At 47.6% G+C, this 12,768-nt stretch carries 19 protein-coding genes and 1 tRNA gene; 1 reads left to right on the forward strand and 19 read right to left on the reverse strand.

The annotated features are described in order from the left end of the window. Positions 1 to 85: 85 nt before the first annotated feature. From NYE68_RS16590 to NYE68_RS16675, 18 genes are all read right to left on the reverse strand, one after another. Complete coding sequence (locus tag NYE68_RS16590) at positions 86 to 1,474, reverse strand: DNA helicase (RefSeq protein ID WP_342493971.1); 1,389 nt, start codon at positions 1,472 to 1,474, stop codon at positions 86 to 88. A gap of 14 nt (positions 1,475 to 1,488) precedes the next feature. Continuing rightward, the gene (locus tag NYE68_RS16595; RefSeq protein WP_342493972.1) at positions 1,489 to 1,815 is read right to left on the reverse strand and encodes a hypothetical protein; all 327 of its coding nucleotides are present in this window, start codon (positions 1,813 to 1,815) and stop codon (positions 1,489 to 1,491) included. After that, a complete protein-coding gene (locus tag NYE68_RS16600; protein ID WP_342493973.1) occupies positions 1,815 to 2,069 on the reverse strand; it encodes a hypothetical protein in 255 nt (84 codons plus the stop codon). The genes NYE68_RS16595 and NYE68_RS16600 overlap by 1 nt, the downstream gene beginning before the upstream one ends. Beyond that, entirely contained in the window at positions 2,066 to 2,593 is a 528-nt protein-coding gene (locus NYE68_RS16605; RefSeq protein WP_342493974.1) for a hypothetical protein, read from the reverse strand. The genes NYE68_RS16600 and NYE68_RS16605 overlap by 4 nt, the downstream gene beginning before the upstream one ends. Continuing rightward, a complete protein-coding gene (locus NYE68_RS16610) occupies positions 2,594 to 2,905 on the reverse strand; it encodes a hypothetical protein (protein ID WP_342493975.1) in 312 nt (103 codons plus the stop codon). After that, on the reverse strand, positions 2,902 to 3,681 hold the full coding sequence (locus tag NYE68_RS16615) for a DNA replication protein (protein WP_342493976.1): 780 nt from the start codon (positions 3,679 to 3,681) through the stop codon (positions 2,902 to 2,904). Before NYE68_RS16615 ends, NYE68_RS16610 begins: the two co-directional genes overlap by 4 nt. Positions 3,682 to 3,700: 19 nt before the next feature. After that, positions 3,701 to 3,904: a hypothetical protein gene (locus NYE68_RS16620; protein WP_076424423.1), complete on the reverse strand. Its 204-nt coding sequence runs from the start codon at positions 3,902 to 3,904 to the stop codon at positions 3,701 to 3,703. Next, a complete protein-coding gene (locus NYE68_RS16625; protein WP_342493977.1) occupies positions 3,901 to 5,040 on the reverse strand; it encodes a hypothetical protein in 1,140 nt (379 codons plus the stop codon). The genes NYE68_RS16620 and NYE68_RS16625 overlap by 4 nt, the downstream gene beginning before the upstream one ends. Positions 5,041 to 5,257: 217 nt before the next feature. Next, a complete protein-coding gene (locus NYE68_RS16630) occupies positions 5,258 to 5,626 on the reverse strand; it encodes a hypothetical protein (protein WP_342493978.1) in 369 nt (122 codons plus the stop codon). Beyond that, on the reverse strand, positions 5,623 to 5,985 hold the full coding sequence (locus NYE68_RS16635; protein WP_342493979.1) for a hypothetical protein: 363 nt from the start codon (positions 5,983 to 5,985) through the stop codon (positions 5,623 to 5,625). Before NYE68_RS16635 ends, NYE68_RS16630 begins: the two co-directional genes overlap by 4 nt. Next, on the reverse strand, positions 5,982 to 6,179 hold the full coding sequence (locus NYE68_RS16640) for a hypothetical protein (RefSeq protein ID WP_342493980.1): 198 nt from the start codon (positions 6,177 to 6,179) through the stop codon (positions 5,982 to 5,984). The genes NYE68_RS16635 and NYE68_RS16640 overlap by 4 nt, the downstream gene beginning before the upstream one ends. Before the next feature lie 35 nt (positions 6,180 to 6,214). After that, complete coding sequence (locus NYE68_RS16645; protein ID WP_342493981.1) at positions 6,215 to 6,538, reverse strand: hypothetical protein; 324 nt, start codon at positions 6,536 to 6,538, stop codon at positions 6,215 to 6,217. After that, positions 6,528 to 6,692: a hypothetical protein gene (locus tag NYE68_RS16650; protein WP_172424422.1), complete on the reverse strand. Its 165-nt coding sequence runs from the start codon at positions 6,690 to 6,692 to the stop codon at positions 6,528 to 6,530. Before NYE68_RS16650 ends, NYE68_RS16645 begins: the two co-directional genes overlap by 11 nt. A gap of 232 nt (positions 6,693 to 6,924) precedes the next feature. After that, entirely contained in the window at positions 6,925 to 7,344 is a 420-nt protein-coding gene (locus tag NYE68_RS16655; protein ID WP_025851674.1) for a helix-turn-helix domain-containing protein, read from the reverse strand. 185 nt (positions 7,345 to 7,529) lie between these two features. Further along, entirely contained in the window at positions 7,530 to 8,588 is a 1,059-nt protein-coding gene (locus NYE68_RS16660) for a tyrosine-type recombinase/integrase (protein WP_285979790.1), read from the reverse strand. Positions 8,589 to 8,729: 141 nt separating this feature from the next. Then, positions 8,730 to 8,802: transfer RNA gene (locus NYE68_RS16665), tRNA-Ala, on the reverse strand. A gap of 129 nt (positions 8,803 to 8,931) precedes the next feature. Beyond that, positions 8,932 to 9,762 carry an undecaprenyl-diphosphate phosphatase gene (locus NYE68_RS16670; RefSeq protein ID WP_007613337.1) on the reverse strand — a complete coding sequence of 277 codons (831 nt, stop codon included), beginning with the start codon at positions 9,760 to 9,762 and terminating at the stop codon, positions 8,932 to 8,934. A 91-nt stretch (positions 9,763 to 9,853) separates the two neighbouring features. Continuing rightward, positions 9,854 to 11,014, reverse strand: a complete 1,161-nt coding sequence (locus NYE68_RS16675; protein ID WP_007613339.1) for an AI-2E family transporter — start codon at positions 11,012 to 11,014, stop codon at positions 9,854 to 9,856. Between the two features lie 179 nt (positions 11,015 to 11,193). On the opposite strand from NYE68_RS16675, the gene NYE68_RS16680 reads away from it, so the two are divergent. Next, a complete protein-coding gene (locus NYE68_RS16680) occupies positions 11,194 to 12,180 on the forward strand; it encodes a Gfo/Idh/MocA family oxidoreductase (RefSeq protein WP_015240454.1) in 987 nt (328 codons plus the stop codon). A 31-nt stretch (positions 12,181 to 12,211) separates the two neighbouring features. On the opposite strand, the gene NYE68_RS16685 is transcribed toward NYE68_RS16680, so the two are convergent. After that, on the reverse strand, positions 12,212 to 12,736 hold the full coding sequence (locus tag NYE68_RS16685; RefSeq protein ID WP_003152143.1) for a type 1 glutamine amidotransferase domain-containing protein: 525 nt from the start codon (positions 12,734 to 12,736) through the stop codon (positions 12,212 to 12,214). Positions 12,737 to 12,768: the final 32 nt, after the last annotated feature.

Consider the following 12,768-nt stretch of genomic DNA (forward strand, 5'->3'; position numbering starts at 1 on the left):
CGATATTTACAGTCGCAATTTGTCGAAACTATTCAAAAATTTAGATGTAATTGTTGACAATATCATCCGGTAAATTCCAATCTCATTAAAAATCGAATTGAGCCGCAGCAGCCTCGCCCCTCGGAAATTCCCGCAGTACTCCGTAATCAAACAACGCCAGAAGTTCAAGCACGAAGTCTTCTCCGCCGTTACGCCCTTTCTCGATACCGATTCCGGCTATACCTTCTTTCGCAACTGAGTCGAATCCGATAAGGTTTGTCGCTATATCTAACAATCGTGATGTCGTTTTAACTTTATCGCGTGTAGGAATTCGAAGCTCCCTTACGCCATCCTCACCGACTTCTTTCTTATCTACGGAAGCCTGAACCGTATAGAATCCAACCACGTCATTATCACCGATGATGTTTTCGAAGCGAGTAGCCGCATATTCTGCCGCACCACCGGCCGTTTTATTTACGTTCTTTCCATATACATCAGTAAGCCCGTAGAATGGGTCCAGAAACACAGCGTCAATCTTACCGTCACTTAACTCGCGCTCAAGGTCGGAAAGTGTTCGCGTTAGCTCCCTACCGCTTTTTCCTTGGAAGTAAAGCGTGCCCGGGTAATACGAATCAAGTACATCAAGCACTTCGAAGAACTTTTCGCGAACAACGTCCTCAAGCTTTCCGGAAAGGATCGCTTTATTCGGAAGTCCAACTTTTCGTCCAATCTTATCTAAAAGCAATCCATCTACTGCCGTCGCAATCGAAATCAGACGCGCAATAAATACATACTCTTTGACTTCGAAGGATTTAACGAGACAGTTCGCACCTTGACGCAAAAGTGAGTCAAGAATTAAACAAATAAGATATGTTTTGCCGCGGCCGGATTCTCCCATGATTCCGTAAATGTCACCCGTAAACCATCCCGTGACCTCTTTGTTCAGCGTTTCGAACGGCGTTTTATAAATGCGGAACGAACGTCCTTCTTCGCGTTTCATATACTCATCACGGAACGATTCTTTTATGTCCGCTAATGTACGTCCAATCTCATTTCGAACGTTTGTTCTCATTTTAAGACTTTCGCCTAAACACGTCAACCACTCAGCGAAACTTTGCATATCTCCCGTTTTTTGCGCTTGTTCGAATCTTTCCGTAAACTCAGACGATTTAATTTGTTTCTGCGTCTCGGGATCGACCTTGCCGTTAACCAATTCGATAAAGTCGCGTTCGGCCGCCTGATTCTTTAAATTCTGCGCAAGATAATCGTAGCTCGCCTCGATATTAAAATCCGGCTGGAAGTCCGGCACCTCATTCGCGACCATTTCGGCTGTCGGCGCTTGGCCTCGGTATTTCTCCGCGTAATCCATGACGTACCGGAAGGCCTTGCGTTCGCCCTGCGTTTGGAAGTCGGCTTCCGAAACATTGAAGCGCAGCAGGGCGTTAGGATCGTTCGCTTCGATAGCTTTCGATATTAGTAAAGTTCCGTAGTTCATCGGCGTTCAGCTCCTTACGTAAAATGTGTAATAACGATAAGCTTCGGTTCCGCTTCAACCCCGAATTCAGTGCGGATATGCTCTCGGACTCTTTCGCAAGCATTTTCGTAAATATCTCCGACTTCTATTTCTGAAAGCCTGAATCCCGCATATTCAGATGCTTTGGTCACGACCTCACCGACGACAAAATACTCGCCACCCATTACGTCTATTAAATACGTAATCTCTCCCGAGCTATCCACGCCCTCAAATTTTTCGTATTCTTCGTACTTATATTTATCGAATTGATCGTATCCTATATCCGCGCCAATCAAAACCCAATCCGATCTCCATACGCCCATTACTCGCCCACCTCCCTTTCCCATCGAATATAAATTGTGGTAAAAGAGTCTCGGCGTACTTTATAGCCTAAAGCCCGTAATTCTTTTATGAGAGCCTTTACTTCATCTTTATAAAGATGCGAGGTGTTTTTATAACATTGGTAACGCCCCTTTCCAGATAAACGATTTATTGTTTTATAAATCTCTGCCCGAGTTTCTCGGTTGATTATAGCCCGCTCATTAGCCGCTTTCTCGGAAGCTTCCTCCGCCTTCATTCGCCCACCTCCCGTCTCATTTTCGCCATCACGGCGTCAGCATACGTTTTATAATCCTCATCTCCGATTAATTCATATAACGTCATTAGGTCGATATATTTATCGAGGAGCTCGTCAGTCTCCCGCTTGCGTTTCGCTACCTCCTGCGCACTTACCGCCCGCGCTGTCTTCGGCGTTTCCTTCGGTTCTTTCGCCATCCCAACCGCCTCCTCTTTCGCATAACCTATTCCGAAAGAATAATCATCCGTAAAGTGGAACGCCGCGCCCTTCGGCTCCGGATAATTCGTCACGTCGTAGTCCAGTAAGTAATCTTCCGCGAAATGTTTCCGGCAGACCAGCCTCAGATCCGTTTCGAACGCGTCGAGGAATTCACCGTTAATCGCGTCAGTCAACTCGAACTCGACGTATTCACTTACGCCCCACTCCTCGGTTCTCTTTATTTCGCTCCAAGCATCGACGTAGAATATCCGATTTTCGTACCCGGCAACCGAGACGATATCTCCGAAAGCGAATTCCGTTTTCATCTACGCACCGCCTTCCTCTAATCTTTTTATATCGTTTTCAACAACGGAAAGAATAGCTTCCACGTGCTCTACTCTTCTATTTGCCGACATACACTTTTTCGCCGCGTTCGCTATTTCGATTACAAAACCAATCGGTATAATGTTTCCATAGAAACTTTGGCGGTGGACAGAGGCTGAGTAAAGCGTTCGTGACGCCTCCCTAGCCGCTTCTAAGGCTTCGTTTTGCTTCTCTTTAAAATAATCGCGCCTTTTTTGCAGCCGCACATACTCGTCGGTCTTACCGGCTTCAACGATACTTAACGGAATATTCATCTACGCATCCCCCTTTTTGATTCGCCTACGAATTCAATTTCGCGGCATAAGTCGCCCACCCGATCGGCCAGACGTCGTTCACCGAATACCTGCCAAAGTTGATCGAGTGCAATGTTGCTCGTATAGATCGTCGGTAGCTGATTCGTTACCCTTGCGTTAATAACGGTGTGCAAATCGCCGCGGAAGCCGTCTGTCGCATCGCGTACCCCTATATCGTCCAGCACTGCAAACGGCGCCTTCTTTGCCGCTTCTAATGCGCAATAATAACGGGCGGCCGCCGGCTCTGCGACTGAATCCGGAACACGCGGGCGATTGAATTCGTTATAGTCGTTCTGCCACGCATTCACATCGAGGAAATACGCTGGCCGCTGTAACGGTTCGAGGCCTCGTCGTAAAGAGCCGCTATAATGGACGCGCAGCCACTCGTTAAGAAGTGCGGCGGCCGTCGTCGTCTTACCGGTGCCGGGCGATTCGCTGAACAGGTACAGGTCTTTTATGCGGTCGGCCGGCGCAACTGGTCCGCTCTGTTCGAACTGCCGCGCAAAGGATGTCGCATAAGTTTCGGCGGACTTATAAGCTTCGGGTTGGTCAGCGCGCGCCGGCGAATTCTGAAGCGTCACGAGCCGGTACTCCCTCGGAAGCCCTGCCGCCCCTGACCGCCCTCCTCCGCCTGATGCGCCGTGCATCGCGATAAAATGCGTACAGTGCCGCGTACATGCGTCGGTCCCGGCCGCTTTGCATCCGGCAGCGAGTACGCAAGTATTTTCGTTAGTCATATTCGCGGACCTCCTTTCGTTAGATCAACTCCGCCAGCGTAAGTGTAATCAATTCGACTCTCCTCCGCTGTTCATAAGAACCGATGTAATAATCGCTAGAATTGAGTTCTTCTGTCAAAGCTTCGATCCTGTCGATCAACTCATCCGTATGGCCTTGTCTTTCGGCCAATTTCGTTACTCTTACGTATTCAGGCGTCCCGAACGTTAACTGTCCGATGCTCATTCGCCCACCTCTTCACGTGAGTCGTCGATGATTCTATAGCCGTATTTACGCGCATCTTTCAAGTAAATTACTGAACCACTGGAAAAAGGCGGCCAACTATCGTCTTCAATAACTAGTGCTTTGTGAACCCCGCTATCATCGGATATAAAATCGCCCACACGAACCTCAGTCGGCTGCAGCGCGTTCAGGTATTCGTCAGGCACCGCCAAGCCTAGCGCACGTCTTAGCGCGATCGCACGACCGATATGAACGTTGAAGCAGTCGTCAGGTGCGGCTTTGGCGATTCCTTTTGCGTAGACCTTCCCGGTGCGGACGCCTTTTAATAACGCAACAACCGTTCGCTTATCTCGATTCACTACGAACTCCACGTTACAGGTTGCGAAAGACCCCGTACCCGTTTCATATCGCACGCCATCACCGTAATTAGACAGTTTCTCAACGTCCGCCTTTGCCTGCTCAACGATTTCATCACGGCGGGCTTGTGCGCTTACAATCGGAGCCTGCCCGGACGTAGCGACTTTCTTCATTTCCTCGCTACGGAGAAACGCAGTATATTCAATTGTCTGCGGAATCACGAGGACATCTTTTCGTTCATTTGCGTACGCTTTTACGAATGCTTCCGAATATGAAGACCCGATTAGAATATCGCCGAACCTCGACTTGCTTCCGATATAATCCTCGCCTACCTTTTCGAATACTGTGCTCGCGCTATCAATAGCCGTTTGATTTACGTTTTCCATTCCGTCAGCCTCCTCGTTTTTAACTTCGTTATTGACGATGACTTCGTATTCGTTATAGTCGATAAAATCCGGCATTCCTAAAACTCGTATGTCTTTAGTGAACGGATCATATAGTGATTCTGCTACGAAAATATCTCCTGTCTCATAGGCTTGGTTTCCAATCGGTGCAGCTACCGTAATCAGCACGCGCTCGCCAACTTTGGCCGGACGCTTTTCAGTGACGAATATTTCGACGTCTTCTCTCAGTACGGAGGACAGTCCGCGAATCCCTCGCTTTGTAAGTATCGAAACGCAATTTTCACGATCGACCTCGTATACATTACCGATCTTATCCGCATACCACACTCCGTCTACAGACGCCTTCTTAATCCGTACATACTTTTTCGTTTCTGCCATTTCGCAATCCCTCCCGAATTTTTATAAAAAATCGAACAAACATTCGCATTTATGTGGTACAATATACCTAAGTTACCGAAAGGAGGTTCGATTCATGAAAGTATCAACCGAAGATAAAGTAGTTATCGCCCTCACAGCGGCATTTGTTTTCGCATTCAGAAAGCCTATTTTCGCTCTTCTTGGACGCTAATTCTTGGCGTCCAGCCGCCCGGGCGCGCTAGAACCACGTATCATCCACGCCTTCATTGCGCTCAGCCTGTTTCTGCTCAGCTTCCACAGCGTTCGCCACCCGCTGCAAGTTTCGCCCCATATACGTCTGCATCCACCCGAAGCTTACTCCCGGCCATTCTATGGACGGCTTATAATCCGCGAAGCACATGTCGATGAATCGCTTCGTTATCTCCGGCCCGTATTCGCCCGGCTTTCGTTTTGTACCGACCCAACGTCCGAGCATACCCGCTTCGGCTCGATATCCGTGCATGGGGACGTAAGGGACGCCGTAGAGCCGCTGGTGCTCCGCTTTGAGGTACGCTTGAAAGTCGCGCGTATTCCAATTGGCAACCGGCTTCGTTTCATACGTTGTCATCGCGCGTTCACTCCTTCGATTTTGATTCCGAGAAGATTGAGCGTATTGATAACGCCTTCCCTTTCGCATTCAAGGCTGAACGTAACGCCCCGGGATTGCGCAGTCCGCTGCTTTTCCTGAAGTTCGGCGAAATACTCGCGCACACGATCTTCCGGAGTACCTTCGACTTCGTATCCGTTAATTAACGCAGCCGCTAATGTGGTGACGTCCATATCATCGAAAGTGTGACCGTCATACCAGCGATGAGAGTATCCCGAGACGAATTCCGCATGTGAACGTAATATCCAATCGTCTTCGTGTCCGAACCCTCTTGCCGATTCGATAGCCTCCGCCTGCTCCTTCGTGATTGTCGGCTTCATTTTAACGCCTCCTTTAAGTCATTCAATCGTTCAGCTTCCGCATATAATTCGCTCATGTCATCTACGTGCTTGTAAACCAATCCGACGACACCCTCGATGCCTTCCTCTAACCAATTAATTTTCGTCTTCAACCGCTCATTCTCGCCAATCAAATCCGCCACAGCACAGCGTAATCGTTTAACTTCTTCGGTCATATTTTCGCCGCCTCTCCGCCGTTTTATCGTCTACCCTACCGATTGCCCTCGACCGCCAGTAAAGCCGCTATTTTCTCGCGAAACTCCCGTATTAATCGTGCTAATTCCGCCAGCGATGTCGCATCCGAGTCACGCAGCCGCCGATTCATTACGTCGAGTACCGCGCGTTCGACCGTTGAGTGATACGCTACCTCGCGCCACTTTTCTTGCGGCGTTGGGTCGGCGTTCGGATTTTCGGCGAGGCGCTTCGCCCAGTTCGGCGCTTTTGTCGGGTCGGTGAAATAGCGTTCATTTACGATGATGTTAAGCGTATCGGACGTTAGTTTGTAATCGGGTGAGATCGGGATTTCAATCGCCATGGTTGGCGTCGCCTCCTTCGTTAATTAGCCGCCAAACTTTAGCGCGTAGTTCCGGAACGGAAACCGACAATTCTTCTTTGACCAAAGCGCGAGTTTCCGGCTTGATATCGATTAAGGCTTCGAAAATTGTAGCGAGTTCATATTTCGTAAACATATCGCACATCCTTCCGTTTATTAATAAGACCTAGCAATCGTTCGCTTACGCTCACTCTTGCAGATGTTCCTAACCGCGATAGAATTATTATTTAATAAGTATCTGCGCGAAAAGGTTTTAATTGAGCGCTATTATTTATCTAGTTATTAATGGCTCTAGTTAAAAGATGGTTCTAGTTAGTGTATAGTCGAGCCGTATATGGGTCCGCCGTGTATGGCTCGGCGTCACATGGCTACGTAAGCTCTTCCGTATCTCCATCGAATATCGCGAGCTGGCTGATCGGCATGATCGTATATCTTGCGTTATCCCATCGCTGCGTCTTCGGGTCCCGCGCCTTTTGCTTTACGACTAACGGACGCTCTTGCCATCGATATTCGCATAACGCTTTGATCCGCCTATTTGCCGCAGCTCGGCTGAGATTTAGTGCGCCGGCTATCTGATCCTGCGTCGGGTAGCATTCGCCATTAGCGTTCATGAACGAAGACAGTACGCAAAGAGTCTGCCAACGTTCCGCCCCGATGTCCGCGATAAGGCCTTTCTTGACGGCGTCAACGTACATCTTAACGAAGATCCGCGTTTCGGCCTTGCCGGACGTGACGTTGTATTCCGATTGAGATTCGACGGATACGAGCCGCTGATGTTCGTCGGTCATTCGTTATCACCTCTCTATAACACATTTTCAGGTGCAATGTGCCAATATTACGTTAAGTTTCAAAAATAAAACTTCCCTCACTTTTAACTGCGAGGCAACATTTAATAATGGACACTTTTCACGAGATTTTTCTTATAATAGTCTTTGAAATTAAACAAAAAAAATAACCCGGCCGTATGGCCGAGTCATCGTCTCCGAGTTTTTCGTTTCTTATTTTTATTTTCTTGTATCTGAAGTAACGGCGAGTGCTTGCTATGCTCCTCTGTCAGCGCCTTTTTGGATAGGTGTGTATAGCGCATTACCATCCGGAGATCGCTATGTCCGAGGATCATCTGTAAATGCCGAATGTCTCCACCGTCTTCTAAAAACATCGTCGCGCCCGTATGTCGTATTAAATGGGGATGAACGCGCTTTTTGATGCCGGCCCTATCTGCGTAGTTATTCAGACGCTGCCTAAAATTATTAGTCGTCATCTTCTCGCCGTAGTTTGCCAGAAAAACATATTCACTATCGAATTCTTCGTTTTCTCTTATAAGTTCGCGCAGCAGTCGAAGTGTTTTATCCTCTAACGGTACGAATCTTCCCCTTCGATTCTTTACGTCTTTCCCTTCGAGTATCAACGTTTTGGAGCCGAAATCAATACTCGACTCTTTAATTGACAACACTTCGCCTACCCGCATCATAGAGTCGATTAGGCAAGTCAGCGCAACATAATCTCTAAATTCAACGAAAGATCGCTGATCCATCGCATTAAGAATCGCCCGCATTTCGTCAGGTGAAAGGATGTTTATCGGGCTCTCCGGGTTCGTGATTAACGTAACCTCTTCGAATGGGTTATCGTCCGCATACGCCTCTTTAATCGCGAAACGAAAGAAAGTCCGTATGGTCTTAATATAATCGTTAACTGACCGCGGAGATAGCCCCTGCGTCTTATGCTCGTCCAATTTGAAATTATGGCCGTCGAACTTTATTTTATCGTTAATCAACCACGATACGAAGCCGCGCGCAAAGTCAACGTCAATATGACGTATGTCTGCGGACACTCCGATCTCTTCAGCATAATCCGACAAATACCGACAAGCACGCATGTACTTATCAATCGTTTCCTGAACGACATTCTCAGCGCGTTTGGCATCGCACAGTCTATCGAATATGTATGCGAGATCGTACGTACCTTTTCGCGTTGTCTTTACCGAGGCCCTTCCGGCCTTCACACGCTTACCTTTTCGATTTTCTGAATGCATAAAAAATCGCCTCCCATTTCGTATGGAAGACGATTGAAAAACGGTGCGCCACGCTGTCCGAATCGGAAGCGCTACGCTGTTTTAGTCACCGGGTAAGTCATCGTTTAGTCAACGTTGATATACCGCGGTTTCATTCGGGTATGGAGCCAAGGGGGCTCGAACCCCTGACCTCTACGCTGCCAGCGTAGCGCTCTCCCAGCTGAGCTATGGCCCCGTGCTGTAACGTCATGTTTTATTATAGACGAGTCTTCTTTGAATTTCAAGCAGAAAATTCAGTTTGCTCATATTTTCCTGAGACGCTTTTCGAACATAAAAAGAAGACCCTCCGGGGGGGCCTCTTCGTTTATCGCACGAGCATGATTAAAATGATGCCGAGGATGACACGGTAAATGGCGAACGGGACAAGCTTAATCCGGTTAATGAGCCGAAGAAAAAATTTGACGACTAAGAGGGCGACGACAAAGGCGCAGATAAAGCCGACAAGAAAAAACGGAATCATGTCATAAGAAAGACTGCTCCAGTATTTCACCAGCTTCAGAAGGCTTGCGCCCGCCATAATCGGAATAGCCATAATAAATGTGAAGTCTGCGGCTGCCCGGTGATTCAAGCCGACAATGACACCTCCGGCAATCGTTGAGCCTGAGCGGGAAAATCCGGGCCATAAGGCGAGACACTGGAATAATCCGACACAGAAAGCCTGTTTGTAGGTGATTCTGTCTACCGTATCGATCGTTTCTTTCCTTTTATTGATCCAGTCCGCTATAAGCATAAGCACGGCTCCGGCAATTAATCCGTAAGCGACCGTTCTGACGGAGAATAAATAGCGGTCAATGAAATCCTCAAATAAAAAGCCGAGCACCGCCGCCGGAACAAGACCGACGGCGATTTGCGCGATGGTCAGCCTGTATCCCTTCTGCTGATCGCGCGTGACGTTTTTTTTGAGGCCGAGTAAATGTAATATCCGATCCTTAAACACAATGGCCACCGCCAGAATCGAACCGAGCTGAATCACCACTTTGAAGGAATTGGCGGCTTCCGGGTTCATCAGGCTTCCGGATTTCAGCCAGATGTCATCCGCTATGATCATATGTCCCGTGGAAGAAACCGGCGCGTACTCCGTCAGCCCTTCCACGATTCCCAAAACGGCTGCTGTGAACATCTCCCATAGTGTCATCCCATTCTTCCCTTCATTCATCATTTACAAAAGAGAAGCTCTCCTTTGAAGGAAAGCCTGTCTTATAATAAATATCATGTCCGTTCCGATTTTATGACTTCGATACAGCATCATTTTTTTCTTCTTCATATAAATGCGAACGCATTTTGAACCAATCAAACAGATGGGTCGTGACCACTTTGATGACCGCATACCCCGGGATGGCTAAAATAATGCCGACAACCCCGAACAGCTTTCCGGCGGTTAAAAGAACAAAGATGATGGTAATCGGGTGAATGTGAAGATTTTTCCCCATGATCTGCGGCGAAATTAATTTCCCTTCCACGAGCTGGACAACGGTCCATACAATCGCAAGCTTCAGCAGCATAAGGGGCGAAGTGACCAACGCGATAATAATCGCCGGTGTGATGGCAATGGTCGGCCCTAAATACGGAACAACGCTCGTACAAGCGGCAATGACCGCAAGCAGTGACGCATAATCAAGTCCGATAATCAGATAGCCGATAAATAATAAAAACCCGATGCAGAAGCTGACGATGACCTGTCCTCTGATATAGGAACTTAATCTGTGGTTCATTTCACTAAGCATTGTATACGTTTGTTCTTTCAGACGGGTGGGCACAAACTTTAAGATATAAATCGGCAGTTTTTTGCCGTCTTTCAGCAAATAGAACAGAATAAACGGCACGGTCACAATTGAAATAATCACTTCCGTCAGCGCGCCGATAAAATTCCCGACTCCGGTAAATGTGCTGTTTGCAATTGTCGCCGCCTGCGCCGATACTTTATTAGCAAGATCGGAAATGTTGATATTCATCGTCTTTTGCGCCTGATTTACAAAATCGCTTCCGATCAGGCTTTTCGTCTGATCTTCAACGATGTCCACATATTTCGGCAGATTGTCGATCAGGCTCATGATCTGTTCCTTTAAGAACGGAATAATTGAAACGACCGTAATCGTAATCAGCCCTATAATAATGAGGTAAAGGAGCAGAATGGAATAGACTCTTTTCACTCTTATTTTTTCCAATATATCTACGATCGGATTAAGCAGATAATAAACAATTCCTGTCAAAATGACGGGGAGCGCAATCGTTTTGAGCAGGACGATAATAGGTGTGAAAATAAATGATGTCTTCATAAAGACAAGGATATTGAGACCGATGAGCAGCAATACAAGCAAAAACAAGACAAATTTATTGTCTAAGAAAAACTGTTTAAATCTGCCGCCCCATGTTTGCAATGTTTCCACTATTGTTCCTCCATCATATGTATTTTACTTAAATTGTACACTATCGTTCCTGTAATGAAAAATAATAACCGGTCTCTATGGGAATTTTTCCTATCCCTTTAGTCGGCAGCCTTTTTTCCATTTATGTTTCTCAGAAAAAAAGCTATAATGTAAGCCAATACATAGAAGGAGCGATAGCAATGATTCGATTTGCAACAGTCGGAACGAATTGGATTACAGAACGATTTCTGGAGGCGGCTTCTGCTATTGATGATTTTCAATTAACGGCGGTTTATTCCAGAACTGAGGAACGCGCGGCGGAATTCGCCGGCAAACACGGCGCTGCTCATTATTTCACCAGCCTGAAAGAAATGGCGGAAAGCAAAGCTTATGACGCGGTGTATCTCGCCAGCCCGAATGCATTTCACAAAGAGCAGGCGGTCCTTTTTATGGAACACGGCAAGCATGTACTGTGCGAAAAACCGTTTGCGTCTAACGCAAGGGAAACGGATGAAATGATTCACGCAGCCAAAACGAACGGCGTTCTCTTGATGGAAGCCATGAAAACAACGTTCCTGCCGAACTTCAGCATGCTTCAAAACCACTTACATAAAATCGGACCCGTCAGGAGATTCACGGCAAGCTACTGCCAATATTCATCACGATATGATGCATATAAGAACGGTACGGTGCTAAACGCGTTTAAGCCTGAATTATCGAACGGTTCGTTAATGGACATCGGCGTGTACTGCATTTATCCGGCCGTCGTCCTGTTCGGCAAACCGAAAAACGTCATTGCGACCGGTCATAAACTAGCATCCGGCGTTGACGGCGAAGGCACGGTCATTCTGTCATACGACGGATTTGAAGCGGTGCTGATGCATTCGAAAATCTCAAATTCGTTTGCCCCGGCGGAAATTCAGGGTGAAGACGGCACGATCGTTCTGGACAGCATTCACGGACCGGAACGGGCGGAAATCCGCTATCGTGACGGCCGGACGGAAGACATTTCAGTCCCTGATCTGAAACCGTCGATGTACTACGAAACGGCTGAATTCATCAATCTTCTTCGAAACGGACAGCGGGAGTCATCCGAAAATACATTTGAACGTTCTTTCATTACGGCAAGCATTATGGAAGAAGCGAGAAAGCAAATCGGAATCGTCTTTCCCGCCGATCAAAACTAAAAACATCCGCCCGGATTCGGGCGGATGTTTTTTATTTGGACGCTAACAGGTCAGCAAACGCTTTTGCATACTGCGGAAGGTCGGGCGGGCGGCGGCTTGATACAATGTGGCCGTCAGTTACGACAGCTTCATCCAGCCACTGTGCCCCTGCATTTGTCATGTCGTCTTTGATGCCGGGCGTGCTCGTTACTTTTTTTCCTGCGAGAATTCCGGCAGATATGAGCACCCAGCCCGCATGGCAGATCTGGCCGATCGGCTTTTTCTGCTCGTTCATCGTACGGATGATGTCCAAAACTTCGGGATATCTTCGCAGTTTGTCAGGAGCCCAGCCGCCAGGCACGAGCACGGCATCATACTCCTGGATAATCAGGCTCTTAAAATCGTAATCCGCCGTCGCGGGCACGCCGTATTTTCCTTTGTATGAACGGCCCGCTTCTTCTCCTATTAAATGAACGATCGCGCCTTCCTCTCTCAGCCGGTAGACGGGATACCAAAGCTCTAAGTCTTCAAAATCGTCACTGACAAGCGCTATGACTTTTTTGCCTTCTAATCTCATCACTGCCACTCCCTTCTTTTATATTAGTGTAT

The organism is Bacillus sp. FSL R5-0447, from assembly GCF_038606125.1.
Taxonomy (GTDB): domain Bacteria; phylum Bacillota; class Bacilli; order Bacillales; family Bacillaceae; genus Bacillus; species Bacillus velezensis.

What these genes read in the sequence shown, in the direction of transcription:
- NYE68_RS16590 (WP_342493971.1), bottom strand. Translation starts at nt 1,474, where the DNA reads ATGAACTACGGAACTTTACTAATATCGAAAGCTATCGAAGCGAACGAT.
- NYE68_RS16595 (WP_342493972.1), bottom strand. Translation starts at nt 1,815, where the DNA reads ATGGGCGTATGGAGATCGGATTGGGTTTTGATTGGCGCGGATATAGGA.
- NYE68_RS16600 (WP_342493973.1), bottom strand. Translation starts at nt 2,069, where the DNA reads ATGAAGGCGGAGGAAGCTTCCGAGAAAGCGGCTAATGAGCGGGCTATA.
- NYE68_RS16605 (WP_342493974.1), bottom strand. Translation starts at nt 2,593, where the DNA reads ATGAAAACGGAATTCGCTTTCGGAGATATCGTCTCGGTTGCCGGGTAC.
- NYE68_RS16610 (WP_342493975.1), bottom strand. Translation starts at nt 2,905, where the DNA reads ATGAATATTCCGTTAAGTATCGTTGAAGCCGGTAAGACCGACGAGTAT.
- NYE68_RS16615 (WP_342493976.1), bottom strand. Translation starts at nt 3,681, where the DNA reads ATGACTAACGAAAATACTTGCGTACTCGCTGCCGGATGCAAAGCGGCC.
- NYE68_RS16620 (WP_076424423.1), bottom strand. Translation starts at nt 3,904, where the DNA reads ATGAGCATCGGACAGTTAACGTTCGGGACGCCTGAATACGTAAGAGTA.
- NYE68_RS16625 (WP_342493977.1), bottom strand. Translation starts at nt 5,040, where the DNA reads ATGGCAGAAACGAAAAAGTATGTACGGATTAAGAAGGCGTCTGTAGAC.
- NYE68_RS16630 (WP_342493978.1), bottom strand. Translation starts at nt 5,626, where the DNA reads ATGACAACGTATGAAACGAAGCCGGTTGCCAATTGGAATACGCGCGAC.
- NYE68_RS16635 (WP_342493979.1), bottom strand. Translation starts at nt 5,985, where the DNA reads ATGAAGCCGACAATCACGAAGGAGCAGGCGGAGGCTATCGAATCGGCA.
- NYE68_RS16640 (WP_342493980.1), bottom strand. Translation starts at nt 6,179, where the DNA reads ATGACCGAAGAAGTTAAACGATTACGCTGTGCTGTGGCGGATTTGATT.
- NYE68_RS16645 (WP_342493981.1), bottom strand. Translation starts at nt 6,538, where the DNA reads ATGGCGATTGAAATCCCGATCTCACCCGATTACAAACTAACGTCCGAT.
- NYE68_RS16650 (WP_172424422.1), bottom strand. Translation starts at nt 6,692, where the DNA reads ATGTTTACGAAATATGAACTCGCTACAATTTTCGAAGCCTTAATCGAT.
- NYE68_RS16655 (WP_025851674.1), bottom strand. Translation starts at nt 7,344, where the DNA reads ATGACCGACGAACATCAGCGGCTCGTATCCGTCGAATCTCAATCGGAA.
- NYE68_RS16660 (WP_285979790.1), bottom strand. Translation starts at nt 8,588, where the DNA reads ATGCATTCAGAAAATCGAAAAGGTAAGCGTGTGAAGGCCGGAAGGGCC.
- NYE68_RS16670 (WP_007613337.1), bottom strand. Translation starts at nt 9,762, where the DNA reads ATGACACTATGGGAGATGTTCACAGCAGCCGTTTTGGGAATCGTGGAA.
- NYE68_RS16680 (WP_015240454.1), top strand. Translation starts at nt 11,194, where the DNA reads ATGATTCGATTTGCAACAGTCGGAACGAATTGGATTACAGAACGATTT.
- NYE68_RS16685 (WP_003152143.1), bottom strand. Translation starts at nt 12,736, where the DNA reads ATGAGATTAGAAGGCAAAAAAGTCATAGCGCTTGTCAGTGACGATTTT.